General features: G+C 49.6%; 20 protein-coding genes. 3 read left to right on the top strand and 17 right to left on the bottom strand.

Annotated elements, in window-relative coordinates:
• Positions 1-465 precede the first annotated feature (465 nt).
• The 10 genes from R70331_RS15570 to R70331_RS15525 all read right to left on the bottom strand — a co-directional run bounded on the left by R70331_RS15570 (position 466) and on the right by R70331_RS15525 (position 12,424).
• The gene (locus tag R70331_RS15570; RefSeq protein ID WP_042177021.1) at positions 466-2,232 is read right to left on the bottom strand and encodes a sensor histidine kinase; all 1,767 of its coding nucleotides are present in this window, start codon (positions 2,230-2,232) and stop codon (positions 466-468) included.
• Positions 2,229-2,909, bottom strand: coding sequence for a response regulator transcription factor (locus tag R70331_RS15565; protein ID WP_042177018.1), 681 nt, complete (start codon positions 2,907-2,909; stop codon positions 2,229-2,231). The genes R70331_RS15570 and R70331_RS15565 overlap by 4 nt, the downstream gene beginning before the upstream one ends.
• 25 nt (positions 2,910-2,934) lie before the next feature.
• Positions 2,935-3,423 carry a DedA family protein gene (locus tag R70331_RS15560; RefSeq protein ID WP_042177016.1) on the bottom strand — a complete coding sequence of 163 codons (489 nt, stop codon included), beginning with the start codon at positions 3,421-3,423 and terminating at the stop codon, positions 2,935-2,937.
• Positions 3,423-3,950, bottom strand: coding sequence for a CDP-diacylglycerol--serine O-phosphatidyltransferase (gene pssA / locus R70331_RS15555; protein ID WP_042177013.1), 528 nt, complete (start codon positions 3,948-3,950; stop codon positions 3,423-3,425). The genes R70331_RS15560 and pssA overlap by 1 nt, the downstream gene beginning before the upstream one ends.
• Before the next feature lie 202 nt (positions 3,951-4,152).
• Positions 4,153-4,878 (bottom strand): response regulator transcription factor, encoded by a 726-nt coding sequence (locus tag R70331_RS15550; RefSeq protein ID WP_042177010.1) that lies wholly within the window; start codon positions 4,876-4,878, stop codon positions 4,153-4,155.
• 41 nt (positions 4,879-4,919) lie between these two features.
• Positions 4,920-6,638: a thiol reductant ABC exporter subunit CydC gene (cydC, locus tag R70331_RS15545; protein WP_042177008.1), complete on the bottom strand. Its 1,719-nt coding sequence runs from the start codon at positions 6,636-6,638 to the stop codon at positions 4,920-4,922.
• Complete coding sequence (gene cydD, locus R70331_RS15540) at positions 6,635-8,395, bottom strand: thiol reductant ABC exporter subunit CydD (protein WP_042177006.1); 1,761 nt, start codon at positions 8,393-8,395, stop codon at positions 6,635-6,637. The genes cydC and cydD overlap by 4 nt, the downstream gene beginning before the upstream one ends.
• Complete coding sequence (locus R70331_RS15535) at positions 8,396-9,409, bottom strand: cytochrome d ubiquinol oxidase subunit II (RefSeq protein ID WP_042177004.1); 1,014 nt, start codon at positions 9,407-9,409, stop codon at positions 8,396-8,398.
• Complete coding sequence (locus R70331_RS15530) at positions 9,406-10,773, bottom strand: cytochrome ubiquinol oxidase subunit I (protein WP_042177003.1); 1,368 nt, start codon at positions 10,771-10,773, stop codon at positions 9,406-9,408. Before R70331_RS15530 ends, R70331_RS15535 begins: the two co-directional genes overlap by 4 nt.
• A gap of 256 nt (positions 10,774-11,029) precedes the next feature.
• Entirely contained in the window at positions 11,030-12,424 is a 1,395-nt protein-coding gene (locus tag R70331_RS15525; protein ID WP_042177001.1) for an aminotransferase-like domain-containing protein, read from the bottom strand.
• Positions 12,425-12,537: 113 nt separating this feature from the next.
• Between R70331_RS15525 and R70331_RS15520 the strand changes: the two genes are divergently transcribed.
• Positions 12,538-13,446 (top strand): DMT family transporter, encoded by a 909-nt coding sequence (locus R70331_RS15520; RefSeq protein ID WP_042176998.1) that lies wholly within the window; start codon positions 12,538-12,540, stop codon positions 13,444-13,446.
• Between the two features lie 65 nt (positions 13,447-13,511).
• On the opposite strand, the gene R70331_RS15515 is transcribed toward R70331_RS15520, so the two are convergent.
• Positions 13,512-14,429, bottom strand: a complete 918-nt coding sequence (locus tag R70331_RS15515; RefSeq protein WP_042176995.1) for a DsbA family oxidoreductase — start codon at positions 14,427-14,429, stop codon at positions 13,512-13,514.
• 143 nt (positions 14,430-14,572) lie between these two features.
• Between R70331_RS15515 and R70331_RS15510 the strand changes: the two genes are divergently transcribed.
• Positions 14,573-14,908 carry a winged helix-turn-helix transcriptional regulator gene (locus R70331_RS15510; RefSeq protein WP_042176993.1) on the top strand — a complete coding sequence of 112 codons (336 nt, stop codon included), beginning with the start codon at positions 14,573-14,575 and terminating at the stop codon, positions 14,906-14,908.
• A gap of 72 nt (positions 14,909-14,980) precedes the next feature.
• Positions 14,981-15,793 (top strand): class I SAM-dependent methyltransferase, encoded by an 813-nt coding sequence (locus R70331_RS15505; protein ID WP_042176991.1) that lies wholly within the window; start codon positions 14,981-14,983, stop codon positions 15,791-15,793.
• 72 nt (positions 15,794-15,865) lie between these two features.
• On the opposite strand, the gene R70331_RS15500 is transcribed toward R70331_RS15505, so the two are convergent.
• The 6 genes from R70331_RS15500 to R70331_RS15475 all read right to left on the bottom strand — a co-directional run bounded on the left by R70331_RS15500 (position 15,866) and on the right by R70331_RS15475 (position 24,360).
• Positions 15,866-17,869, bottom strand: coding sequence for a beta-galactosidase (locus R70331_RS15500; RefSeq protein ID WP_042176988.1), 2,004 nt, complete (start codon positions 17,867-17,869; stop codon positions 15,866-15,868).
• 204 nt (positions 17,870-18,073) lie between these two features.
• Positions 18,074-18,793, bottom strand: a complete 720-nt coding sequence (gene deoD, locus R70331_RS15495) for a purine-nucleoside phosphorylase (protein WP_042176986.1) — start codon at positions 18,791-18,793, stop codon at positions 18,074-18,076.
• 80 nt (positions 18,794-18,873) lie between these two features.
• A complete protein-coding gene (locus tag R70331_RS15490; RefSeq protein WP_052419298.1) occupies positions 18,874-20,322 on the bottom strand; it encodes a right-handed parallel beta-helix repeat-containing protein in 1,449 nt (482 codons plus the stop codon).
• 139 nt (positions 20,323-20,461) lie between these two features.
• Positions 20,462-22,756 (bottom strand): heavy metal translocating P-type ATPase, encoded by a 2,295-nt coding sequence (locus tag R70331_RS15485; RefSeq protein ID WP_042176983.1) that lies wholly within the window; start codon positions 22,754-22,756, stop codon positions 20,462-20,464.
• A gap of 172 nt (positions 22,757-22,928) precedes the next feature.
• Positions 22,929-23,399, bottom strand: coding sequence for a DinB family protein (locus R70331_RS15480; RefSeq protein ID WP_042176981.1), 471 nt, complete (start codon positions 23,397-23,399; stop codon positions 22,929-22,931).
• A 151-nt stretch (positions 23,400-23,550) separates the two neighbouring features.
• The gene (locus R70331_RS15475) at positions 23,551-24,360 is read right to left on the bottom strand and encodes an AAA family ATPase (RefSeq protein WP_042176979.1); all 810 of its coding nucleotides are present in this window, start codon (positions 24,358-24,360) and stop codon (positions 23,551-23,553) included.
• Between the last annotated feature and the right edge of the window lie 12 nt (positions 24,361-24,372).

Raw genomic sequence — 24,372 nt, 5'->3', positions numbered from 1 at the left:
TTTTAATTTGCTTCAAAGGTGGTGGCGTCCAGCCGATTGATGGCAGCTTTTACAACACGAACGAGGTGGTGTTCTGGAATATCTTATTCCAGGTCCATTGGCAAGTAAAGTTGGTCCATGGTTTATTGAATGTACAAAGAAATCGCTCCTTTTTGAGATGGTTGTGTGGTAACTCCATTTCACTAAAAGGGCGATTTTTTTGTTGTCTTTTTAAAAGAAAATAGAATCAATTCTCGCTTAAACAGCGGAGAGGACGGACTGATTGTGGAAAAGCGGCAGCGGTCGCCTTGGTCTCCGGATTTTCACCGCTAAGGGGAATGAAAAAATCTGGAGAGCACAGCGATTGGAACAACGGTCCGTTCGCGGAGCGTCCTCACCACGAGCTAACGTATCTCTAACTCAAAAACGAGGGGTGTCTCAAGCAGCCGTTTCATGGCTTTTGAGACACCCCCTTGTTTGCAAGATTTATAGCCGGAAAATTAAAGTGAATGTCACGCCGCCGTCTTTGTTCTCTACAGTATAGCCGCACTCGTGCAGCTCCAGAATTCGTTTTACAACAGCAAGGCCTAGTCCGGTTCCTCCGCTCTTACGGTCCCTTGCGGCTTCTGCACGGAAAAACCGTTCCCAGATCCGTTTCAAATAGGGCTCTGGGATACTATCCCCCTTATTGTGAATGTAATAGCAGCAGCTGCCCTCCGTACCCGATATACCGATTTCGATCGTACTGCCTGCTTCCGCATGACGAATCGCGTTGGTCAGCAGATTCACCATTACCTGCTCCATTTTCCCGGCATCCACCTGGACTGCCCTCTCTTCGTGTAAGATGACTTGGGCAGTGAGTTCTTTTTCCCGCATCTGATAGACAAGCTTCTGAAGCACTTCATCCGTCAGCTCACTGAGTAATACTGTGGATTTATACAGCTTAACTGCCGGCGAATCCAAGCGGAGCAGCTCCAGCATATCCTGAACAAGCCGCTCCATCTTCTCGCTTTCCTCCACAATCACACTGATGTAATGCTCCTGTCTGCCCGCGCTGATGCCGTCCTGCATGCCTTCCGCGAACCCGCGTACAATGCTTAGCGGCGTCTTTAGCTCATGGGAAGCATTGGCGAAAAAGTCCTTCTGCAGCTGCTCCAGCTCCTTGTTCTGCTCAATCTCTTTGGTTAACCGGATGTTAGCCGTACTCAGCTCATCCAAGGTCAATCCCAGCTTGCTTGACAGCTCGTACAGCGTATTTGCGAGATTGCCCAGCTCATCCTTACGCTGAATAGGCTCCTCTCCGGTAAAATCGAGACTGTTCATCTGCTCCGCCCGCTTATTCAGAATCAGAAGCGGACGCGTGACCAGACGGGAATACAGCATGGAGAGCAGCACAATCAGCACGAGCCCGCCCGCTCCCAGATAAGCGAAAAACAGGCGTAACGCGCTGTTGGTCTCTTTAATTTCCTGCAGGGAGGTTACCAGCAGCAGCAAATTAATTTCACCGTCATCACCGGGCACAGGCTGAATCAGAATACCGCTCCGGTTCCCTCCGAAGTTATCAATCCATTCCAGCTCGACCGGCTCCATTCTTTTCAGCTGCCGGGTATAGGTGTCGGATAAGGGGAAAAATTCATCCAGTGCCAGAAACAGAAGCCCCAGGCGCCGCGCCGGCTTGTTCAGCCCTGGTACGCTGACGGTTTCAATCGTCCCCTTTATCGCATCGTATTCATTCTGCTCCCCTTTATCTCCGGCAGATTGTGCGGGTGTATCATCACCGCCGGCTTTGGCAATATAGTAGGGGTAAAAAACCTCGCTGTCCCCTGTCTCGCCGCGTTCACCGTACAGGGTAACCTCTTCTCCCGGCACAAGCCTCAGCTGTTCAAATTCGGACCGGTATGTCAAATAGATATAGATCAGTGAAACATCGAGCGCTGTACCGTCAGCACGGATAATGTGCATGCGGAACGGGTCGTTGGCCACCTTGCTTCCTTCAAAATCGGTCAGTACAAAGTTCACATCCTCCCGGCGCATCCGTAACATGACAGCTGAGTCTGTTGCGCGGAGCTCCTCCGGGTTCTTCCGGTAGACAGAAGCGAGATAGGCTGCATCACGCTCCAGCTTTGCCATTTTGCGGTGCTCGTAGAATTGCGGGAAGACCAGCAGCTGGGCCAGCAGCACAACAACATAAAATAGAATAAAGGTGGCAGCTGTGGCAATAAAGAGCTTAGCGGTTATTCCGCCTCTTTTCATGGCTTTTCCTCATAGGTGTAGCCGATGCCGAATACAGTCCGTATACTGTCTGCTGCCGGGCCCATTTTGCCTCTCAGCTTTTTGATATGCGTATCGACAACGCGCACATCTCCTTCATATTCAGCTCCCCAGATATAGGCCAGAATGGCATCGCGTGACATGATGATTCCCCGGTTGCGCAGCAGCAGCTGCAGTATACCGTATTCCTTGGGGGTCAAGTCAAAGGTTTCGCCTTCACGCTCCAGTCCGTGACTGCGGTTGTTCAGCTGAACGCCGGAGCTGATAGGCGTATGTGTTGCTGATATAAGGTTGCCGTCTACTCTGCGCATCAGCACTTCCGCCTTGGATACCAGTACCTTGGGGCTGAACGGCTTGGTCACGTAATCATCGGCTCCCAGCTCATACCCTTCAATCTGCCGTTCAGCACCGGACACTGCGGTCAGGATAATGATAGGTACGCCCGAGGTCTGCCGGATTCTGCGGCACAGCTCCCATCCGTCCATCTCCGGCATCATCAGATCCAGAATCACAAGATCCGGGATCTCTGTTTCAAAGGCATGCATCCCTTCACTGCCGTCAGAAGCCTGGACAACAAGCCATTGCTTCGCGGTAAAATAATCCGTGATGAGCTCACGGATCCGTACTTCGTCTTCAACAATCAGGACTTTCTTTGACAAAGAACCACCCTCCCTTCTCCCAAGTTCAAAGACTTGCATGTCCCAATATTTTACCCGCAATGATAAAAAACAGACACCACACCAGGGCGCCGATTGCTGCAAATAAACTGTATTTCCTTAGCGGCATCCGGCTGATTCCGCACATGTAGCAGGTGACATGCCTAAAGCCCGGAATGAAATAGCCGAATATCAGGGACAGCCGGCCATAGCGGTTCATCCAGCCTTCTACCTTGGCAATCCGCTGCGGCTTCAGCCCCACCCATTTTCCATAGCGGTCCAGCAGCGGCCGCCCTGCCTTACGTCCGATCAGATAGCTGATCATCATTCCGCTCAAAGCGCCCATGAAGCTGAACAGCAGGGCATAAGGCAGCTTCATTGTCCCGATGGCTGTTAAATAACCGACGCCAGTCATAAGCAGCTCATCGGGAACGGGCAATCCGATAATTCCCAGTGCCAGCAGTCCGTAAATCGCTGTATAGCCATACTCTGTCAGGAAAAGCATCACGTTCTCCATCAGCAGTCCTCGGCAGGCTCAGGCTTCATTTTTTTCAGGCTGGGAAAAGCCAGGCGGCTAATCATCAGTGCGCCGACTACCGGCATTCCGATGACAGCGGCAGATGCTGACGGAATTACTGTGAGCAGTAATACCGCCATAGCTGCCATTGGGGTCGGCATTCCGACGAAGCCCGGCACATGACTCTGGCCGGTATTGAAGCGTGCCAGCCGCAGCGCACTGCAGCAGACAAAAATCAGGCAGCCCATGGCACCGGCTACGCGGATTTCATTAAGTGAAGCAGCATAGATGAGAGCAGCTGGCGCTATACCGAATGTCACCAGATCAGCCAGGGAGTCCAGTTCCTTGCCCAGCTCTGATGCGGCATCCAGCTTTCTCGCGCAGAAGCCGTCGAAGAAATCACAGATCATTCCAAGCCCGATCAACAGCATGGCTGCGGGCAGGTGTTGTTTGTAAATGCATAAAATAGCGAGGAATCCGGCCAGCAGATTGGCCAGTGTCAACGCCGAAGGAATCAGCTTTTTCATGAATCTTCACTCCCGGTTCAATGTTTAGGCCAGTATAAAAGATACTTGTGTTTTTTATATGTCCTAAACAAACAAAGGAAGTCCGCAATTCGCGGAGCTTCCTTTGTATATTGACAACGCGATTTTCACCGGTTCAAGCTGAATTTGCACCTATTATAACAATCCTGCTTAGGAGGAAATTCTTGTGCGGTATCGCAGTGAGCTAGGGCGAGCGGAAGATGTAGCCTTGTCCCCAGATCGTCTGAATGTATTCATCCCCTTTCGGGTACCGGTAAAACAGCTTTTTCCGTAATCGTTTGATATGGTTATCTACGGTGCGCCGGTCATAGATCTCCTGGTAGGATGATTTCCATACTTCCTTGAGTAAAGCTTCCCGGGAGAAGGCAGTTTCCTGATTGGTTACGAGAAAATAGAGCAGATCATATTCTTTTGGAGTCAGATGAATTTCATTGCGCTGTACAAGCACTCGCCGGGCTGACGGCTGGATTACAATTTCTGCAATCAGGATTTGACTGCCGGAGACCGTTTTGTCGAAAGGGTAAGCTTCCTGGGCACGGGCCAAAATACTTTGGATACGTAATACAACTTCCCTCGGACTAAACGGCTTGACGACATAATCGTCAACGCCTGCCTTAAAGCCTTCGAGCAGGTCCTTTTCTTCTGAACGTCCGGACAGCATCAGGATCGGAATCTCCTGGTGGTTCAGCTTCACATGCTTGCAGATCTCTATGCCGCTTATGTCGGGTAACAACCAGTCCAGCACCATCAGATCATATTTTCCGCCGGTCATACAGCAATTCAGAATGGCTTGTTCGCCGCTATCCGCTTCGTCTACAACATAGCCTTCTTTCTCCAAGTATTTCCTCAGCAGCGTGCGGATTCGAGTTTCGTCGTCTACCAGCAGAATTCGTTTATGGGTATTAGTCATGTCTCTGCACCTCCGTTTTGCTTAGGCTTCTGGTCTGCCTATTACTCGCCAACCATTTGCAGCTCAATTTGCTTCATCCGGTAAAAATAGCCCTCTTGTTCCATTAGCTCGGAATAGGAGCCTGCTTCGATTATCCTGCCTTGCTCGATTACTATAATTCTGTCCATACTTTCCAGGCCAGTAAGCCGGTGGCAAATGAACAGTAATGTATCTCCGGCAGACTGTTCGTAGAGATGGGTTAACACTCGTTGTTCCGTTACATAATCCAGCGAAGATGTCGGTTCATCCAGCAGCCATAACCGCCCTTTGCGGAGCATGACTCTTGCCAGAGCCAGCCGCTGCTTCTCACCGTCGGACAGGTTTTCTCCTTTTTCGAATATTGCATCGGTTAATGCCAGATCCGGCAGCTGGGCTTTAGCGAGAACATCCAGTAATGCCTCGTCAGATTGCTCTTCTCCCTTAAGCAGCAGGTTGTCCCTAACGGTTCCGCGGAAAAAATGACTTTGCTGCAGCACGACATTAGAGGACTCCCAAATGCTTGCCTCATCCAGCACCTGTAAAGAAACACCGTTTAAACGTATGTCACCAGATACAGGCGTGCGCAGTTTGAGCAGCAAATCGATCAGGGTTGATTTGCCGGACCCGCTCGGTCCGACAATCGCTGTTCTGGAGCCAGCCGGGAGCTGTAGTGACAGGTCCGTCAATGCCGGCCGCCATTCATCTTCATATTGGAACGTAACGCCGGCCAGCTCCACCGAAACAGCCTCTTCAGCTGGCAAAGTGCGGACCGGCTGCAATGGCTGATCACCGGCAGTCAATACGGTTTCGGTCAGCCGTTTAGCCGCGTGCTCGCTGTCTTGCTTATAAGCAGGTAAAGTAGCCATTGCCGCGGCTTCTTCAAAGACGGTCTGTGAGGCCATGACAAGCATAGCTAAGAATACGCCGGCCAGCGCGCCTTCCATAATTAGATACGCGCCGAGCGTCAGTACACCCCAGGAGATAAAAAAGGTAACAAAGGTATGCATAGCCTGGCCGCGCAGCAGATGGACGGCGGCCCGCTGCTGCTTCGCGGTCAATGCTGCAGAGGCAAGCTGGAGCTGCTGTTCTCTCTGTGGTAATTGCCCGTACACCTTCAGATCCCGGAAGCCGTATAATGCCTCCGTTACTTCCGTCGACAGCAGAGCCCGCTGCTTACGGACACGGCCGTGTATCGACCGCTGGCCCAGCAGCACGATGCCCGGTACAACTAATGCTGTTAACAGCATTCCTGCTACAAACAGACAGGCAATCCAGAACGAAAAGGAAGCACTGAACACCATGGTTGCTAAAAAGACCGTAATAACGATAACCGGAGGATATGCGACGCGCAAAAAATAATTCTGCAGGCTCTCCACATCCCCGACGATCCGTGCAAGCAGATCGCCGCTGCGGTTCTTGTTCAATATCCCGGGCGTTAACGGAATCAGCCTGTCAAAAAAGGCTGTGCGCAGCCGGCTAAGCATGGAGAACGTTGCTCTGTGCGAATAAAGACGTTCACCGTAACGGCTTGCCGCACGGAGCAGGCCAAGCAGCTTGACCAGCGAGGTAAGGATAATTAAGGTGTAGAGCGGCGGCATAAAGACCGTCTGTGAAATCAGATACCCGCTCGCAGAAAAGAGAGCCACACCGGCTGCGCCGGCAATAAATCCTCCCAGAATCGAAAGGAGAATATCCTTTCGCTCTGATATCATTGCCTTAGACAAAATCGCCAGCTCATTCATGCTGAACCTCCCTTTCGCTGAATATCAACCATTTCGGCATATTGAGGTATGCATTCAAGAAGCTCATCATGGACTCCTGATGCCGCTAATTTCCCATGATCCATAAACAAAATATGATCGGCCTGCCGGATCGTATATAGCCGGTGTGCGACTGTAATCATCGTTGCGTTATTGGCTAATACAGTTATGGAGCTCTGCAGAATTTGTTCGGTCTGCAGATCGAGGCCAACGGTAGGCTCATCAAACAAGATCAGGGCCGGCCGCTTCAAAAAAGCCCGTGCTAAAGCAAGACGCTGCTTCTCTCCGCCGGACAGTCCCCGGCCTCCTTCACCGACAAAGGTATCCAAGCCCTGTTCTAATTGGGCAACAAGCGGTGCAAGCCCCGCATCCTCTGCTGCCTGCCAGATTTCATCCCTGGTGATGTTACGTCCGGCACCGATTGTGATATTATCAGCGAGCGTTCCTGCAAAAATATAAGGATGCTGTGTAATGTAGCTAACCTGCTCAAACCATGCGTTTTCGTCCAATTGCCCAAGCGGGCTTCCGTTCACCCTGACCGTGCCTGAGACCGGCTTCAGCAGTCCGGCAAAGAGATGGAGCAGAGTCGTTTTGCCGGAGCCGCTTTTGCCGACAATAGCGACATTCTCTCCCGGCTTTATCGAAATCGTCCCGGCCTTAAGCTCAAACGAACCGGGTGCATAATGGAAATGGATATCATTCAGCTCCATGGACGGAGGTGCCGGGAGCAGCTTGGCAACGGACTTCTGTACCTCAGCAGGCTGTGTCCCGGAGCTGTCATTCGTCTCAGCTAGCATGTGCTCAACCTTACGAACCGCCCCCATACTGGTCCGCCCGCTGTGAAAAGCGGTACCCGTATTCTTAAGCAGGTTAAAGAATTCGGGAACGAGCAGCAGAACAAGAAAGGCGGTGTGAAACGGCATCGATTTAAATACAAGCAGCTGAATAGCCAGTTCGAGGGCAACGATCCCGATGCTCAGCATCACAATCGATTCCAGCATAAAGGTATTTGTAAAGGCAACCTTCAGAATATCCATTGTGGCGTCACGGTAGCCCAGGCTGCTGCGCTCAATTCGCTGCTGCTGACGGCGTGCCTGTCCGAATATTTTTAGTGTCACCAGCCCTTGCAGTGAATCAAGGAATGTAGCAGAGAATTCTGCAAGCTGCGCATACTTTTCTTCGGATTTGTTTTTCGTTTGCAGTCCCACCAGAATCATAAACAGCGGAATGAACGGTGCTGTGAACAGCAGGATGAAGCCCGTATTAGCATGTAAGATAAACGTAACAATCAGAATCAGCACCGGGATGATCGCGGCTTCGACCATACGCGGCATGTAATGGCTGAAATAGCTGTCAGCCTCGTCGACTGCATCCAGGGCCACACTGACCTTGCCTCCCGTCTGTCCCTGCAGGGTTGAAGGCATGGAAGCACGGGTCAGCTTCTGCAGTACAGCTGAACGCATATTGGCCTTGGCGGAAGCCGCCATAAGCAAGCCTACCCTTCCGTTTCCGTATGACAGCAAAGTGCGGATAGCCATAACGGACAGCAGAAGAGCGAGCAGCAGGGCAACGGATGATAAGGAGGCTTTTTCCACAAAAACCCGCTGGACTGCTTCAGCCAGCAACCCGGCCTGACTTACAATGGCAATGCCCAGCAAGAGCGAAAGGATTGTCAGCATAACAAGTTGTTTGCGTTGCCCTGACATCTGCTCAGCGATCAGGCTTGTTTTCTTCTTCATCTACTTCTTCCCTTTCACATAATCTGCGTCAAAGAGGAACAGCTTGAACACCAAAATCAGGGAAGGAACAAGCATACACATGCCACCGATGAACACAATGACCAGTGCCAAGCCCATCGCCGGTGAAGTGATACTGTTCTCGATCGTAATGAACGGATCCAGAATATAAGGGTACTGCCCAATCCCATAAGCGAAAAAGGCGCATAAAAATTGCAGCATGATGCTTATGAAAGCCAATCCGTAACGGCGTCCGCTGTACAACAGCCACATTGCGAGCATGAAGAAAGCAACGGAAAGGGCGAGCAGCCACCATAAATCCATCATATTTTGAAAATGCCGCTCATTGTGCTGGCCCAGATAAATGAAGGCTGTCAGTGCGGTAACAATGGTCGGGGTGCTCCAGAACAGCGCATAGCTCCGCATAAGCTTCAGTGCGGAATGATCCTCTGCCCGGGAAGCATAAAAGGCCAGAAAGGAGCCGCTGATGAACAACACGGATACAATCGCCAAGCCTACAATGCTCCAGGATAACGGGTTTGTGAACAATGCCCAGTAATCCAGAGAGACGGTCTCCCCCTGCTTGTATATAAAGCCGCCTTCCGACAGAGTGAGCGCCACTGACAATGATGCGGGAATAAGCAACCCTGAAGCTCCGTACAGGAAAAGATATACGATGTTATTCTTGGAGCCGTAATTCTCAAACGCATAGAATGAGCCGCGGATCGCGATCAGTATAACCGCAATGCTTCCCGGAACAAGCAGCGCTGAGCCGTAGTAATAAGCGGTATCCGGGAAGAAGCCGATAAGTCCAATGTAAAAAAAGACGAAAAATACATTAGTGATCTCCCAGACGGGTGATAAGTAGCGGGAAATCAGACGGTTAATCAGATGATCCTGCTTTGTCAGGCGGGCATAAAAGGCAAAGAAGCCGGCTCCGAAATCTATCGAGGCTACAATTAAATATCCGTATAAAAACAACCAGAGCACGGAAATTCCAATCAACTCATAACTCATTTTGCGTGCTCACCCTTTACTGTTGTTTTGTCACCGGGATGCTGATTCCACTTCTCCATCTCGGTTTCTGCCGGGTTGTTTTTGAACATGCGCCGCAGCACGAGAACACAAACCGTCCCTAACAGGATGTACAGCAGCAGGAAAACAAAGAACAGGATTCTCACGCTCGGTGAGGTCGTTGCCGCCTCTTCTACACGCATATATCCCCGTAAAATCCAGGGCTGCCGGCCGAGTTCAGCGTAAAACCAGCCCAGCTCGACTCCCACAAATGCAAGCGGAGCACCTAATGCGATCGCACGCAGCAGCCACTTGTTATGCTCATTGCGCTTTTTCCAGAATACAAACAGGAAATACAGGAATGAAATGCCTAACAGCGTGAAGCCGACACCTGCCATCAGGTCAAACAAATAATGCACCAGAAGCGGCGGCTGCTCGTCCAGTGGGAATTCATTCAGTCCTGTCACTTCTGCATTAAAGTCTCCAAAGGCAAGGAAGCTGAGCAGCTTGGGAATATGGAGTGCGCCCAGCACCTCATGCTCTGCGTTAAGCCACCCTAACAGAATCAGGTCTGCTCCGCTTTCGGTTTCAAAATGCCACTCTGCCGCAGCCAGCTTTTCCGGCTGATGCTCAGCCAAAAATTTCGCGGACACATCTCCGGCCAATGCGTTTAGCAGTCCAAACACCATAACAACGGCCATCATCAGCTTCAGCGCTTTTTTATGGTATTCCGAAGCGCCCTTCTTAAGGAGTGCAAATGCGGCAATCCCTGCCAGCAGTGCGGCTCCGGTCAGATAGGCTGAGCTTAATACATGGAACACCTTGGAGAACGTCGCTGTATTCAGCATTGCCTGTACCGGATTAACGGCGGTAAATTGTCCTCCTGACATAGCAAAGCCTTCGGGCTGATTCATAAAACCGTTAACTGTCGTGATAAAAACTGCGGACATCCCTGCACCGGCGACAATCGGGATCGTAAGGAGCCAGTGTATGTACGGTTTCTTGAACCGGTCCCAAGTATAGAGGTAAATACCCAGGAAGATGGCTTCGAAAAAGAAAGCGAATACTTCCATAAATAACGGGAGCGCTATAACATTACCGGCAAGCTTCATGAAATTCGGCCATACCAAGGCCAGCTGTAGTGAAATTGCAGTGCCTGTAACAACACCAACTGCAACAGAAATGACAAACCCGCGGGCCCATCTCTTTGCCATCAGCGTATAGTGCGGATCTTTTTTGCGTATTCCCATGAGTTCGGCGATTGCAATCATTAGCGGAACACCTACGCCAATCGTTGCGAAAATAACGTGGAAGCCCAGTGTCAAGCCTGTCACCAGTCTGCTCCACAGCACTGTATCGATGCCCATTGCGTTAGTGCCTCCTTATATAAGCTTTTGGTTATTTTAAATTATTATATCTTTATCTTTAACTAAAACGGTTCCGGTCACCTCTTTGCCTTTAAACGTTCATGAAAGCATCAACTCTTTTTTACAACTCAGTGAATTACACCGAAACTACCCATTCGAGCTATTGTTTGATTAGCCATAACGTGCTACGGATGCTATCTCGCTTCCTGGGATTCACATCTTTATATGACTATAGGTATTTTATCCATAAATCGTACTAAGCTTGCGGGTGACGCTCGTTTGGACCAGCCAGCTTCAGTATTTCCTCCCGGATGATGTTCATGCCCTCTGCGACCCGCAGGCTTGGCACATTGGAAATGTTAAGCCGCAGCATCTTATCCTGCCAGGGGTATTCTTGCGGATAATAGCGCTCGGTTGTGTCTGCCAGGACACCGCGCTTCGTAAGCCGGGAGACCAATACGCTCACAGGCAGGCGGTCAGGCAAAGGGAGCACCGTGTGTTCTCCTCCGGTACGCGGTGCGCGAGCGAACGGAGCCAGGTCGGCAAATGCATCCAGCTGTTCATGCACCTTACGCATACGCTCGGCGTACCGGCTGCGGATCACTTTGCCGTGGTGGGCAAACATGCCGCTGCGGATATAGATTTCAAGAGCAGCCTGTGATAACAGTGAAGTGTCGATATCGAGCATTCTTTTGTGCGCGCCGAACAAGGGTACGAGTGAATGCGGCAGCACAGCTACGCCGAGACGCAGTCCGGGAAAGAGGATTTTGGAATAGCTTTTCAGATAAATGACCCGGCCTTCCGTATCTTCTGACCAAAGCGGGTCCTGTTTCGAATCGCTTTCCAAATCAGCCAGATAATCATCCTCCACGAGATAGACATCATATTTATGAGCAAGCTGAATCAGCCGCTTCTTGTCATGGGCTGACAGTGAGGTTCCCAGGGGATTATGAAAGCGCGGCATTACATAGAAAAATTTGATGTTGTCCTCCCTGAAGCTGCGTTCCAGCCCGTCCCAATCCAGGCCTTCTGTTGTTCTGTGTACCCCGGCATAAGGCACATGAAGCCCCTTTAACAGCGGAGGCATGTTGTGATAGCCGGGTAACTCCAGCAATACCTGCTGCTTACCGTTCGGAAAAGGCATCAGCGCCAGCACGGCAAGTGACTGCTGTACACCGGATGTGATAAATAGCTGCTCTTTCTTGGCAAACACCTGATAATCCGCAAATTGTTTTCGGAGCAAGTCGATAAGTGAGGGTAAGCCGCGGTCGGTACCGTAGAGAAACAGCTCAGCCTGCTTCTGCTTCATCGCCTGATCCACACAGTGCCGGAAATCCGCATAGGGGAACACACGCGGATCAGGCGCGGCCGAAGTGAAATCGAGCGGGCCTTCCCACTGCGCCTCCGCCGGCAAACCGCCGGCAGGAACTGTATAGTATCCGGACTGTGGAACAACGTACACCAGATGCCGCTGTTCGAGCCATTCATAGGCACGTAAAACCGTGCTGATACTGCATTCATACTGTTTAGCCAGCGTCCGGACAGCCGGGAGCTTAAAGCCTTTCACCTCCCGGCTGTTCTGGCTGAGCAGCGCTGTCTGCTCCTGCATCCATTGCTCCAGCGAACGGGCAATGATTTCAAATTTTTTCATATCGGTTCCTCCTCAACTGTACCGGTACAATTCGTGTTTTTCTAGATTGTAACACGAAATGTCAGCGTGTATATTGAATCCATGTTCACAGACAACAGGATGGAGGAAACATCATGAAACACTTGACAGTAAAAACATATGCTTACGGCGCAGCTCTTTTATACGCCATGATTATCGGTTTATCGTTCATGTTCGCTAAAATGACGTTGGCGATCACCCATCCGCTGGATGTCCTCGCTCACCGTTTTACTCTTTCACTAATCGTTGTCAGCATCCCCATTTTATTAGGCTTGGTGCGTATCCGGCTGTCTGCAAAGGATATATGGCGGATTCTTCCGCTAGGCCTGCTGTCCCCTGTCCTGTTCTTTGCCTTCCAGACCTTTGGACTTGTCACCTCTAATTCCTCAGAAGCCGGTATAATCCAGGCACTGGTTCCGGTATTCACGCTGGTTCTCGCCTCCATATTCCTGAAGGAACGGACGACATTGGCTCAAAAGCTGTTTATGCTGCTCTCTGTCTCCGGAGTTGTTTTTATTTTTGCGATGAAGGGCGGGCTAGTCTCTACGTCCTCCATTAGCATCAAAGGCAGCCTGCTGCTTCTGCTCTCGGTTCTTTCTTTCGCCGGTTATGGCGTGCTGGCCCGTCCCTTAACCCGGAAATACAAGCCGCTTGAGCTTACCTGGGTTACCTTAATGACCGGCTGTATTTCCTTTAATGCTGCTGCACTCATCCGGCATGCATACAGCGGAACGCTGGATGCATATGTGCAGCCCTTGAGCAATGGAACCTATATCCTGGCACTGGCCTACTTGGCAATTGCGTCCACTATGCTCACGACCCTCTTATCCAGCTTTGCGCTAACCCATTTGGAAGCCTCTCAAATGAGCGTATTCAGCAACCTGTCCACACTGGTGTCTATTGCCGGCGGTGCCTGGATTCTGCATGAGCCGGTCAGCGGTTATCACATCATTGGAGCTCTGCTTATTATTGCGGGTGTACTGGGAACGAATATAAAGAAGTGAATGATTAATAAAAAAAGGCAACAGGTCATTAAACCTGTTGCCTTGCATATTCCGGTTTATCTCCATTAACCTATTTTCTCAACATACAATTCATTCATGATGTGCTGGACCCGGTAAGCATCGGCAGGTAATTCTGAGTCAATAAATGCCTCCACTTTATCTTCGGCAAGCCCGTACATCTCCTCAATCTCTTTTGAGAAAAGCTTGTGTCCGTCCTTTATCAGCTGTGAGAGATGCGGCTTCTCTTTGGGCGTAATCTCTTGTGCTGTAATTTGCTGCAGAGCCTCTATATAAGTAGCCAGCGGCCTTGCTCCGGCAACCTTTACCCCTTTATTCTCTTCATTCACCATGATCAGGGATGGAAATCCCCGCACTCCCAAACGGGCTGCCAGCTGAAAATCCGCATCCAGCAGCTCCTGTGCGGAATCAAGCGCAGCTTCTTCTACGATACGTCTGCCGTCCAGCCCCAGCCTGTCAACGATAGATATCAGCACTTCCTCTTCACCGATGTTCAGATTGGATACGAATACCGCCTCCCGCGCGCTTCTCAGATATTCCTCCGCTCTGCCTGTGTGCTTATCCTGTATAACTTTAAACACTCTGGAAGGCGGGAATGACGAAAGAATCGGATTGGTGTGCCACAGTGAACCGTCTATAGGCATGCGGGAATGCTCGCCCACTTCTCTCCAGTGCTCGGCAACATCTACAGGCTTGTGGATACCGTTCCCTCCATCTGAAAAGCCTTTCCAGCTCGGCAGCAGTCCGCCCATAACAGTTGTTACATCAAAATAATGGCCGTATTCCTGTATAAAGCGGTTCAGTACAGGCTCTAACGCCCAGCAATGGGAACAAATCGGATCGGTAACATAATAGAGCGTTATTTTTTTCTTGATTTCATTCAGATCAACCACCTGCATCGTATCCTCACCGGCAACGCCGCACATACCGGTCTCAAGGTCGCACATCATATTGGAATCACTCATTACTGCATCCACCCTTCATTTACATTTTAATGAATATGATTTACTATCTTTTCTATAGTATGATTATATTTTGTATAAAATTTTTAACAAGTACTATTATTAATAATACCTAGTATAAAATATATACTATTGGAGGATCTACAATGAAATATGAGATGAGTATGGACCAGCTCTGTCCGGCAACCTTTGCCTTTCAGGTGATTGGCGGCAAGTGGAATCTGCCCATCCTCGCTTGTTTGAGTGAGGAAGAAAATATACGGTACAACGAATTAAAAAGAAGGCTGAGCGGAATTACAGGTACGACACTGACAAACTGTCTTAAAGACCTCATTGATAACGGAATTGTACACCGGCAGCAATACAATGAAATCCCTCCGCGGGTGGAATACTCCCTTACTCCGTCCGGCCGGGAATTAGTTCCGCTTATTCAGTCAATCGTAGCCTGGGGCGAAAGGAACATCACTGCGCCTGATAAATGAGTCTTAATGTCATAACCTCCTGGATCAGAATTCTATATACTGGAAAGGTATACTATTGTGAGGAGGCTATGTATGAGCAAACAAGCTAATTTCAGGGCAAATATTATAGGCGGCGGCGAGGCTGGTGTCGCAGTAACTGTAGAGATGGATAAGGACGTTATACACCAGACAAACAGCTTATTCTGGGATACAAAAGGAAACGAGGTTTTAGGAGCAACCGCCCTTCCCTTATACGGCGCTTTTGTCTCGGAAGAAAATCACCGGCTTCTTGGTGATGTTAGCGGTAAAAAGATTCTGGAGATCGGCTGCGGAAGCGGACAGTCCCTCCAGTATCTCGGTGAACGCCAGGCAGCTGAGCTGTGGGGTACGGATATATCAGAGAACCAGATCGGCAAAACCCGGCAGCTCCTGGAGTCGCATGGTTTGTCAGCAGAATTGATCTGTGCGCCTATGGAGGACAAGTGCGGCCTGCCTGAGGATTATTTTGACATCGTTTATTCCGTTTACGCTATTGGCTGGACCACTGATCTTGAGGGGACTTTTGCCCGGATCGCTTCTTATCTGAAAAAAGACGGTGTATTCCTCTTCAGCTGGTCCCACCCGATACATAAATGTGTTGCAGCCGAAAAGGACATGCTTGTATTCAAAAAGAGCTATTTCGATGAATCCTGGTATTCTGTCGAGCTTGGTGGCAACACATTATCCTTATCTGACCGCAAAATGTCTACTTACGTAAATGCACTCGCCAAAGCAGGATTTGTAATCGAACAGATGGTCGAGGAGTCAGATGATGATTTACTGCAGGCTCAGGGCGACAGCAGCGACTTTGCCAAAAAAGCAAATGTGCTGCCTGTAACGTTTGTAATGAAGGCAAGAAAGCTGTAACAGTACAATAAAGGCTATGCTTCCGCTTTCGCTGGGAGCATAGCCTTTCTGATGTTTACCCGTTAGAGATCATTATTCTAAGACAATAATAAAGCCCCATGCTTCAAGCAGAATGGTTTCTCCTGATGCTATAGGCTGGCTGCTGACTAGTTCAAGGCCGTTGCCGTGCGGATAGCTGAATGAGTGTTTGCCTGCGGAATAGTTGAAATAGTACCGGATCGTCTGTCCTGCCAGGTTCTTCCCTGACTTAACAATCAGCGGGAAACGGATTTGCTGATCCTGGCCCCATAGTCCCGCCTCCCTGCAAGCCCGTTCCAATACCTTGCCTGTAACCTCCGGAGTTGTCAGACACCCGATATAAGTGGCAACCCCTTTACCATAGCGGTTCTCCGTTATAGCAGCATATGCCCCCCAGTGCGGATGCTCGTACCAGGCCAAAACGTTAGCAGTAGTCGGAGTGATTAACTCCATCCATGTATTTACAGTATTATATTCTTCGCCGGCACCAAAAGGATCATCCTTCAGCTTGACTGCACTTGGCGTAACAAACTGGCTGTACTTAATGCCGCACGCCTGTCCGATTATACCTGGCTGGACTGTGTTTCTGACTTGAATGTGCTCGTTGGCGAACCCGCTTTTGAAGGTATAAACGACATGGCCCCCATTGTCCACGTAACGGTTCAACCGTTCCAGAAGCTCATCCGATGCTGCATAGAGAGCCGGGACGACAATCAGCTTGTACCGGTCCAAATCGTCCGCCGAACCGGGGTGCACCAGATCACAGCCGATATTCATCTCATACAGCCGGTCATACAGCAAGCGGACAATAACGTTGTAGTCAGTCTGGCCACCGGGAAGTTTAAACCATTCTAATGAGGTCAACGCTTCATTGCTTACGAGAATTGCGGCTTCATTCGTAATCTGGAGACTGATTAATTCAGGTGACAGCCGGGCAAAATCCTGGCCGATGCTCATTGCTTCCTCATAGGTTGGATTGGTATCCAGGTCGTGGCTGAGCAAGCCCTTCCAATAGGTCTCGATCGAATTGTGAATGGAGTGCCAGTGCCAGTATTCAACCATATTCGCTCCAGATGCCAGATGGCTGAATGCCTGCAGCCTTAGCTGTCCCGGGTAGGGAGTCCATTCCGGAAAGGCCTGCGCCTGTGTCTCAAGCACGAAGTAGTTACTCTGCTTAAGCGAACGCGTTAAGTCTCCGCCGAACGAAATTTCCTTACCGGTCAGCTCGTCGCGCGAAGGATGGTAAATATCCACTCCGGCAATATCCAGTGCCGCAGCAGCTGCAAAATGATCGACATCCGGCTGTACACCGAAGGAATGACCTTTCCAGGAAAAATCGAAATTGTGGGTGACAAACTGGTTAGCCTGCTTGTACTCATTCACAATTGAAACCTGCCAGGCCAGAAAATCAGTAACCAGCTGCCTCTGGAACCTGGCAAACTCTGCACCGAGGCTGCCGTTAATTGTGCCCACGACGGACGGGAAGTCCTCCCAGCTGTTGATCCGGTTGCTCCAGTAGCTGAGTCCGAACTCATCGTTCAACCGTTCGGGTGTTCCGAACTTGTCTTTGATATATTTTACGAATTTGAGCTGTACATTATGGCCGCAGGTTCCGTAATGCTTCGTTTCATTATCGACCTGATAGCCGATTACAGCCGGATGCTTACTGACGCGGCTGATTAACCGGCGGATGATGCGCTCCGAATAGAAGAGGTATGCAGGACTGGTGATGTCCATAATTTGACGTGCACCGTAACGGCCGGGTCCGCGGGAGGTTTCAGCAAGCACCTCAGGATGCTCCTTGACCATCCACGTAGGCACGGCATAGGTCGGTGTTCCGATAATGACATGAATTCCAGCCTTGTGCATCGCATCCAGTACCCGGTCTACGCTGGTAAAATCAAATACACCGTTCTGGGGCTCATGTGTGCTCCAGGTGGACTCCGCTATCCGGACCAGATTAATGCCGGCAGCCTTCATCATCCGGATATCCTCATCCAGCCGTTCATAAGGCATGTACTCGTCATAATAAGCTACGCCATACAATAATTCATGCACATTTAAACGCTCCTTTTATTAATCAAATAACAAATATATTAATATATGGGGTTACCATTCTATATTAGATTCAGGCTTGTCTCTCTTCAATAATAAAATCCTGCGATTATATGAATATCATGCCATGAACAGCCGGTTAGCTTTTTTTGCATACAAAAAATCCCGCAATCGAAGAGATTGCGGGAAATCAGGCACAAGCTGGAATTAAGCCAGCTCTAAAGCAATTTCCATCATTTTAGTGAAGGAGGTCTGGCGTTCTTCAGAGGTAGTCTCCTCAGCCCGGAAAATGTGGTCACTGATCGTCAGGATGCACAGGGCGTTAACACCTGCTTGAGCTGCATTCAGATACAGCGCTGCTGCTTCCATCTCGATACACAGGACGCCCATATCCTTCCACTTAGCTGCTGCAGACTTGTCCGCATTATAGAAAGTGTCACTGGTAAGGATGTTACCGATATGAACCTTCTGCCCTTGGGCATCAGCTGTTTTCTTGGCCTTTTCCAGCAATTCATAGGAAGCGGTAACGGCATATTGGCCCGGCAGATTGAACTGGGAAGCGTAATTCGAGTTGGTCGAAGCTCCGATCCCTAAGACGATATCATACAGATTCAGGTTGTCCTGTAACGCACCGGCTGAGCCGATACGGATTAAGTTCTTTACACCGAATACGTTGATTAACTCCCATGAATAAATACCAATGCTCGGAACGCCCATCCCTGTACCCATGACAGAGATTTTCTTGCCTTTATAGGTGCCGGTATATCCGAGCATTCCCCGTACTTCGTTGAACTGTACCGGATTCTCCAGATAGGTTTCAGCAATGAATTTTGCGCGGAGCGGATCTCCAGGCAGCAAAATGGTCTCTGCAATTTCTGCTCCGTTTGGCTTAATATGCGGGGTTTCTTTAAATTGGGATGAACTCATTCATGTACAACTCCTTCAATAATTTCGTTTAATTGCAATCAATGAATTATAGCCAGAACATCAGCGATTTGCAAATGATTTCATTTCAATGCCGGCGAATCCGGTTCCAGCCGGAAATCGTCACGGCTTACATCCTTGAACTGCGGATCGGCAAACTGTGAGCTCAGGTCATTTCCCGTTCCGCGCTGATAGGCACTGAAGCCGTTATACTCCCTCTTGTTCCACACCCAGACAGCTTCGTCCGCTTCTGTTCCTGCATAATAAAGATTACTATCAACCGTATTATCTTTATTACTCGTATAATCATTGCTAATTAGAACACCGGTATCGCCGGCCACGATGATATTACCGGTAATAATATTACGGCTTAAGTTAGCCTGCAGGTACAGCTGACCATTGCCGCCGCCCAGCAGATCATTCTGATACAGGGTGTTAGACACCACAGTGCTGTCGCTCGTGCCTCCACGCTCTTCGTCATAACCGCCCATGGCAATGCCGGTCAGCCGGTTGCGGTAGACAACATTATCCCGGACAGTTATATCACTGGTCAGCCTTCCCTTATGCTCGGATGCAAGCTCAATCCCAATATCATTATCGTACAGGCGGTTCTGCTCAACCAGGATCGTTCTGCCCCCGTCTATGTAAATTCCCCCTGCGGAGTAGTTATCATTAGGAAGAGAAGTCCCATATGACGGATTATTATTGGACGATATCCCATACACCACATTTCCGCTAACCGTTCCGTTACGAGCCTGATCCACAGCCTGGTCTCCTGCCGTTCCCTCATACCCGATAATGTCGATCCCGATGTTGTCAGTGTCATGAACTCTGTTGTTCGTTATCTCAAAAGAGTCCACGTTGCCGTTCACCACCAGCGCCTCGCTTGAACCGAGCACCAGATCATATACTTCATTGCCGTCAATCTTCAGATTACTGAGTGTTTCATCTGCTTCTGTCCCATACACAGCAATGCCATGGGCATCTCTGCCGGAAAGCTCCTTGCCTGCTGGCGTGGCTGTATTAGCTATGGAGTGAATCCGGTTATTAAGCAGCGAGATGGTTTGTCCTGACCCGTGCACATAAATACCGGCGGGAACTTCGTCTTGTGCCGCCGTTTGGTAGTTGCGGATTTCCAGGTCCTGAATCGTCACATAGCTGGCATGATCGATTTCAGCGAGTCCCTCCAGTCCGTCAACAGACAGACCTTCTCCGTCCAGAACGGCTGTTTCGCCGGGATAACCCGAGAAAACGACAGGTCCGGCTGACTCCGTTCCCCCATTTGTGATATATAGCTTCTGGTGGTATATACCACCGCGAATGTAGATGTAACTCCCGGGCACTGCACTGTCGGCAGCATGCTGAAGCGTCTTCCAAGGGGAATCAATAGTACCGGGGTTACTATCATCCCCGCCCGCAGCAACATAATAGGCATCTGCCGTCTCCGGTAACGGCTCATTGTGGGCGTATGTACACCCGCTCAGGAGTACTAAGCCGAGCAAACTAGCAGGCCACAGAGTTTGTAAAGACATTTCGGTATTCCTTTCTGCTTGAATATTTTTCATCAGGTTCATTATCTGATTTCTATTATACAAAAAACCCTTCCACATTCCTCAGAGAAAGTGAAAGGGTTGAAGGGTAAGAGATATAAATCAGGGATATCCGGTGGCCTTATTCGGCTAGGACAGGTTTTGTTTTCAGCACACGCATTGCATTAAGAACCGCAATCACGCTTACACCCACATCGGCAATTACAGCCTCCCACATGGTAGCTATGCCGAAGGCCCCTAACAGCAGGAACATGCCTTTAACAAGCAAGGCGAACACAATATTCTGCCAGACAATGGCACGTGTTCGTTTGGCAATTTGAATAGCGGAGGACAGCTTGGAGGGTTCATCTGTCATAATCACAATGTCTGCTGCTTCAATGGCAGCGTCTGAGCCTAGCCCGCCCATAGCGACACCGATGTCTGCTCTGGCCAAAACCGGTGTATCGTTGATGCCGTCGCCGACAAAAATGATCTTTTCTTTAGGTGATTTCGCAGCATCCAGCTTCTCCAGCTCTTCTACCTTGTGCTGCGGCAGCAGCTCGGCATGGACTTCATCAACGCCCAGTCTGCGGCCGATCTCTTCACCCACCGCTTTGTTATCTCCGGTCAGCATTACGACCTTCTTCACACCAAGCTGCTTGAGTGAACGGATGGCAGCGGCCGAATCCTCTTTCACCTCATCCGCAATTACAATGTAGCCGGCATACTGTTTGTCGATTGCAAGGTGAACAAGGGTCCCGATTTCTGACGGATTGGAGAAGGAGATTCCTTCTGCCAGCATTAGCTTGGCATTACCTGCAAGAACAGAGCGGCCTTCGAAGGTAACCTGTATGCCGTGGCCCGATATTTCGTTGTAATCCGAAATCCGGCGCTCATCCAGCGCAACACCGTAAGCCTCTCTGATCGACTGTGCGATAGGATGTGAGGAGTGAATTTCCGCGTAAGCTGCGTACTGCAGGACATCGTCTTTAGTCCATTCCCCGGCAGTTACAATGGAATTCACCTTAAAGGAGCCTTTTGTTAATGTACCCGTTTTGTCAAAAACCACATACTTAACATCATTAAGCCCTTCTAAGTAGTTACTTCCTTTGACGAGCACGCCGTTCTTGGAAGCTGCCCCGATACCGCCGAAGAATCCGAGCGGGATCGATATTACCAAAGCACAAGGGCATGAGATAACCAGGAAGACCAGTGCTCGGTAGACCCAATCCGCGAAGGTCTCACCGCTGAACAACAGCGGCGGAAGTACAGCCAGAAGCAAAGCAACGATGACAACAACCGGAGTGTAATAACGGGCAAATCTGGTGATGAATTTCTCGGTCTCCGCTTTTTTGCTGCTGGCATTTTCGACCAGGTCCAGAATCTTGGCGACTGTAGAGTCTCCAAAGGTTTTGGCTACCTCTATCGTCAGCACTCCATTTTTGTTGATAAAGCCGCTCAGGACATCATCGCCTGCGGCTACTTCACGCGGCATCGATTCCCCTGTCAGCGCTGAAGTATCCATCGCCGAGCTGCCTTCCAGCACAAACCCATCCAGCGGCACACGTTCACCCGGCCGGACAATAATCAGGTCACCGATTCTGACCTCCTCGGGATTAACCCGCTTGATTTCATCACCGGTCTTCACATTGGCATAATCCGGCCGCAGATCGAGCAAGGAGCTGATGGATTTGCGTGAGCGGTTTACGGCGATGCTCTGGAACAGCTCTCCTACCTGGTAGAACAGCATAACCGCGACACCTTCAGGATATTCACCGATTGCAAATGCGCCTATGGTAGCTATGGACATAAGAAAATGCTCGTCGAACACTTTTCCCCGGATAATATTTCTGAGCGCTCTCAGGACGATGTCTCCGCCTACAATAAGGTAAGATACAAGGAACAGGAGCAGCTCCGCCGTCGGGTTGAGATTTAGCAGCATAGCTGCAGCGCCAACGGCAGAGCCAGCAATCAGGCGAATGACCATTGTCCGGACGCCGCCGGCACCGTGGTCATGGCTGTGGCCGTGACCGTCAACCTCGGCATGAGAGTGATCGTGATCATGTTCAGCCTTGCCCTCTCCGTGCTGATGAGCATGTTGAGAGTGGCTGCTGCCATGATTATGCTCATGCTGATCTGTGTCGCTGTTCTCTTCTTTACCGTGATGGTCCGCGTTTCTTTGTACAGAGGGTTTAATCTGGCTGATAAATGAAATACCCGGTTCAAGTAACTTCACTTTCTTCCGGGCCGAATCCATAATTTCCGCTTCACGGGCAGGTTCGAACTCCATCGTTAATGACTGATTCACGTAATTTACAGAGCAGGAAGAAATACCGTCGATCTTCTTTACGCCGTCTTCAATCTTCAGTGCACAGTTGGCACAATCCAATCCTTTTAAAAGAACTTTTCGTTTGACTAAGGATGAGCTTGCTTCCATGGCCTTTCACCTCACGATTATATATGATCAACTGTTCATATGATGGTTTTATTATATTCTGCCCATTTCCTGTTCGTCAAGGTGAAAAGCCTATTTTTTCCTGAATGTACACAAAAAATCCCGCAATCAACAATAGTTGATAACGGGCATGTCTATACAGATATCTGCTGTGTTATACCCATTTAACTGCTTCCAGAGCATTTGAATTCAGGATGCTATTGCAATACCCTACATGATGCTGCACATGGCGGATCTGCATCAGGACTACATCCATTTTGGTGATTTCTGCAAATAATACGCAAGGGTCCAATACATTGTCGTCAGTGAGCTGATCTAGAAACGTACGGGCTACACCTGCTATGTCCTGTATGTAGTTTGTCATTTCCTCTTTGGTGGGATAGTCCGTGCAATCCTCATCCAACGCTTCCGTTATATCTCTGCCGAAGTCAGGTATAATGAATTCTTCCTCCTTCTGCAGCCTGAACCAGAATTTCATGCTCGTTGCCGTATGAAAAATATGCTTCCAGTACTTCTGCTTCGTATCCAGCCAAAGCTCATCCGGTCCTGCTTCAACCAGCTGCTGCAGCATTTCTAACGAGGGCTCGAACTGTCTTCTTAACACAGCTACCATCTTGTCACTCATCCTCACCAGCTCCATTCGCATAATATGGAATTGTGACTACATTCTAGATAGTGACAGAGGATACCTTCTTGAAGCAGCTGGCGCTCTTGGCAGATTTGTGAATCATCACAGGCATTTACCCTAGCTTAAACTGCAAGCAAACAAACTTCATTCAATCAAACCATTGCTTATGCTTGTCGAAAAAACGCTGGAAAAACCGTACATTGTCCAGCTCATACCATTCGGCCGTTTGCAGCGGATTAGCATCCAGGTTATAGATTTTGGCCTGCAGCGTGCCTAATACAAAAGGAGAATGTGTGGCAATAATAAATTGACTGTCCAAATAACGTGCCAGCTCATTAATCTGTTCGGCCAGCTTGATCTGATTGGCGGGAGAGAGTGAAGTTTCCGGCTCGTCCAGCAGATACAATTGACCGGGCAGCAGATATTCCTCAAAAAACTGCATGGAGGTTTCGCCGTTTGAGTATTTTTCCTGGGAGAATTGGATGTTCTTCACCTTCTGCCGGAACGCATAGGAACCTTCATATTGCTCCGCCTCCGTCTTGCTCATCCCCTTCTTCTTCTGCTCATGTATTAATTCTTCGCGTAGCACAGAGGCTTGCTGTATCTTCTTAATCTCATATAAAATATCCTCGGATTTCATGTACCGGCTTCCTTCCGGAAGCTGCTGCAATTCCCGCTCCTGCTTGTCAGAACCAAGCTGACAGCTGCTCAAATCAAGGAACTGCTTAACAAACAGGCTGAAGCCGTAGCTTGTCATCGGCTCCGCCCCCGAAATTCCCAGCTTGTTCGCAATGATGTTAAGCAGAGTGGATTTACCGCTGCCGTTATTACCGTACAGTACTGTTATCCGGTCAAACAATAAGACCTCCCCGGCCTTATGCTTAAAGACATGATCGGGGTAGATGTTAGGATTTCGGCTGATATGATCAGATAGCTTGAAGCTCCTCAGATAGATCATGGGTGCACTCCT

Source organism: Paenibacillus sp. FSL R7-0331, from assembly GCF_000758645.1.
In the GTDB taxonomy this organism is placed as follows: Bacteria; Bacillota; Bacilli; order Paenibacillales; family Paenibacillaceae; genus Paenibacillus_AQ; species Paenibacillus_AQ camerounensis.
The sequence above is the reverse complement of the archived record's forward strand: the minus strand, read 5'-3'. Positions and strand labels throughout refer to the sequence as shown.

Coding starts and splice junctions, on each gene's coding strand:
- R70331_RS15535 (WP_042177004.1), bottom strand. CDS start 9,409: ATGAGTTATGAGTTGATTGGAATTTCCGTGCTCTGGTTGTTTTTATAC.
- R70331_RS15490 (WP_052419298.1), bottom strand. CDS start 20,322: ATGTCTTTACAAACTCTGTGGCCTGCTAGTTTGCTCGGCTTAGTACTC.
- cydD (WP_042177006.1), bottom strand. CDS start 8,395: ATGAAGAAGAAAACAAGCCTGATCGCTGAGCAGATGTCAGGGCAACGC.
- cydC (WP_042177008.1), bottom strand. CDS start 6,638: ATGAATGAGCTGGCGATTTTGTCTAAGGCAATGATATCAGAGCGAAAG.
- R70331_RS15485 (WP_042176983.1), bottom strand. CDS start 22,756: ATGGAAGCAAGCTCATCCTTAGTCAAACGAAAAGTTCTTTTAAAAGGA.
- pssA (WP_042177013.1), bottom strand. CDS start 3,950: ATGAAAAAGCTGATTCCTTCGGCGTTGACACTGGCCAATCTGCTGGCC.
- R70331_RS15480 (WP_042176981.1), bottom strand. CDS start 23,399: ATGAGTGACAAGATGGTAGCTGTGTTAAGAAGACAGTTCGAGCCCTCG.
- R70331_RS15530 (WP_042177003.1), bottom strand. CDS start 10,773: ATGGGCATCGATACAGTGCTGTGGAGCAGACTGGTGACAGGCTTGACA.
- R70331_RS15505 (WP_042176991.1), top strand. CDS start 14,981: ATGAGCAAACAAGCTAATTTCAGGGCAAATATTATAGGCGGCGGCGAG.
- R70331_RS15520 (WP_042176998.1), top strand. CDS start 12,538: ATGAAACACTTGACAGTAAAAACATATGCTTACGGCGCAGCTCTTTTA.
- R70331_RS15525 (WP_042177001.1), bottom strand. CDS start 12,424: ATGAAAAAATTTGAAATCATTGCCCGTTCGCTGGAGCAATGGATGCAG.
- R70331_RS15570 (WP_042177021.1), bottom strand. CDS start 2,232: ATGAAAAGAGGCGGAATAACCGCTAAGCTCTTTATTGCCACAGCTGCC.
- R70331_RS15510 (WP_042176993.1), top strand. CDS start 14,573: ATGAAATATGAGATGAGTATGGACCAGCTCTGTCCGGCAACCTTTGCC.
- R70331_RS15560 (WP_042177016.1), bottom strand. CDS start 3,423: ATGGAGAACGTGATGCTTTTCCTGACAGAGTATGGCTATACAGCGATT.
- R70331_RS15550 (WP_042177010.1), bottom strand. CDS start 4,878: ATGACTAATACCCATAAACGAATTCTGCTGGTAGACGACGAAACTCGA.
- deoD (WP_042176986.1), bottom strand. CDS start 18,793: ATGAGTTCATCCCAATTTAAAGAAACCCCGCATATTAAGCCAAACGGA.
- R70331_RS15515 (WP_042176995.1), bottom strand. CDS start 14,429: ATGAGTGATTCCAATATGATGTGCGACCTTGAGACCGGTATGTGCGGC.
- R70331_RS15475 (WP_042176979.1), bottom strand. CDS start 24,360: ATGATCTATCTGAGGAGCTTCAAGCTATCTGATCATATCAGCCGAAAT.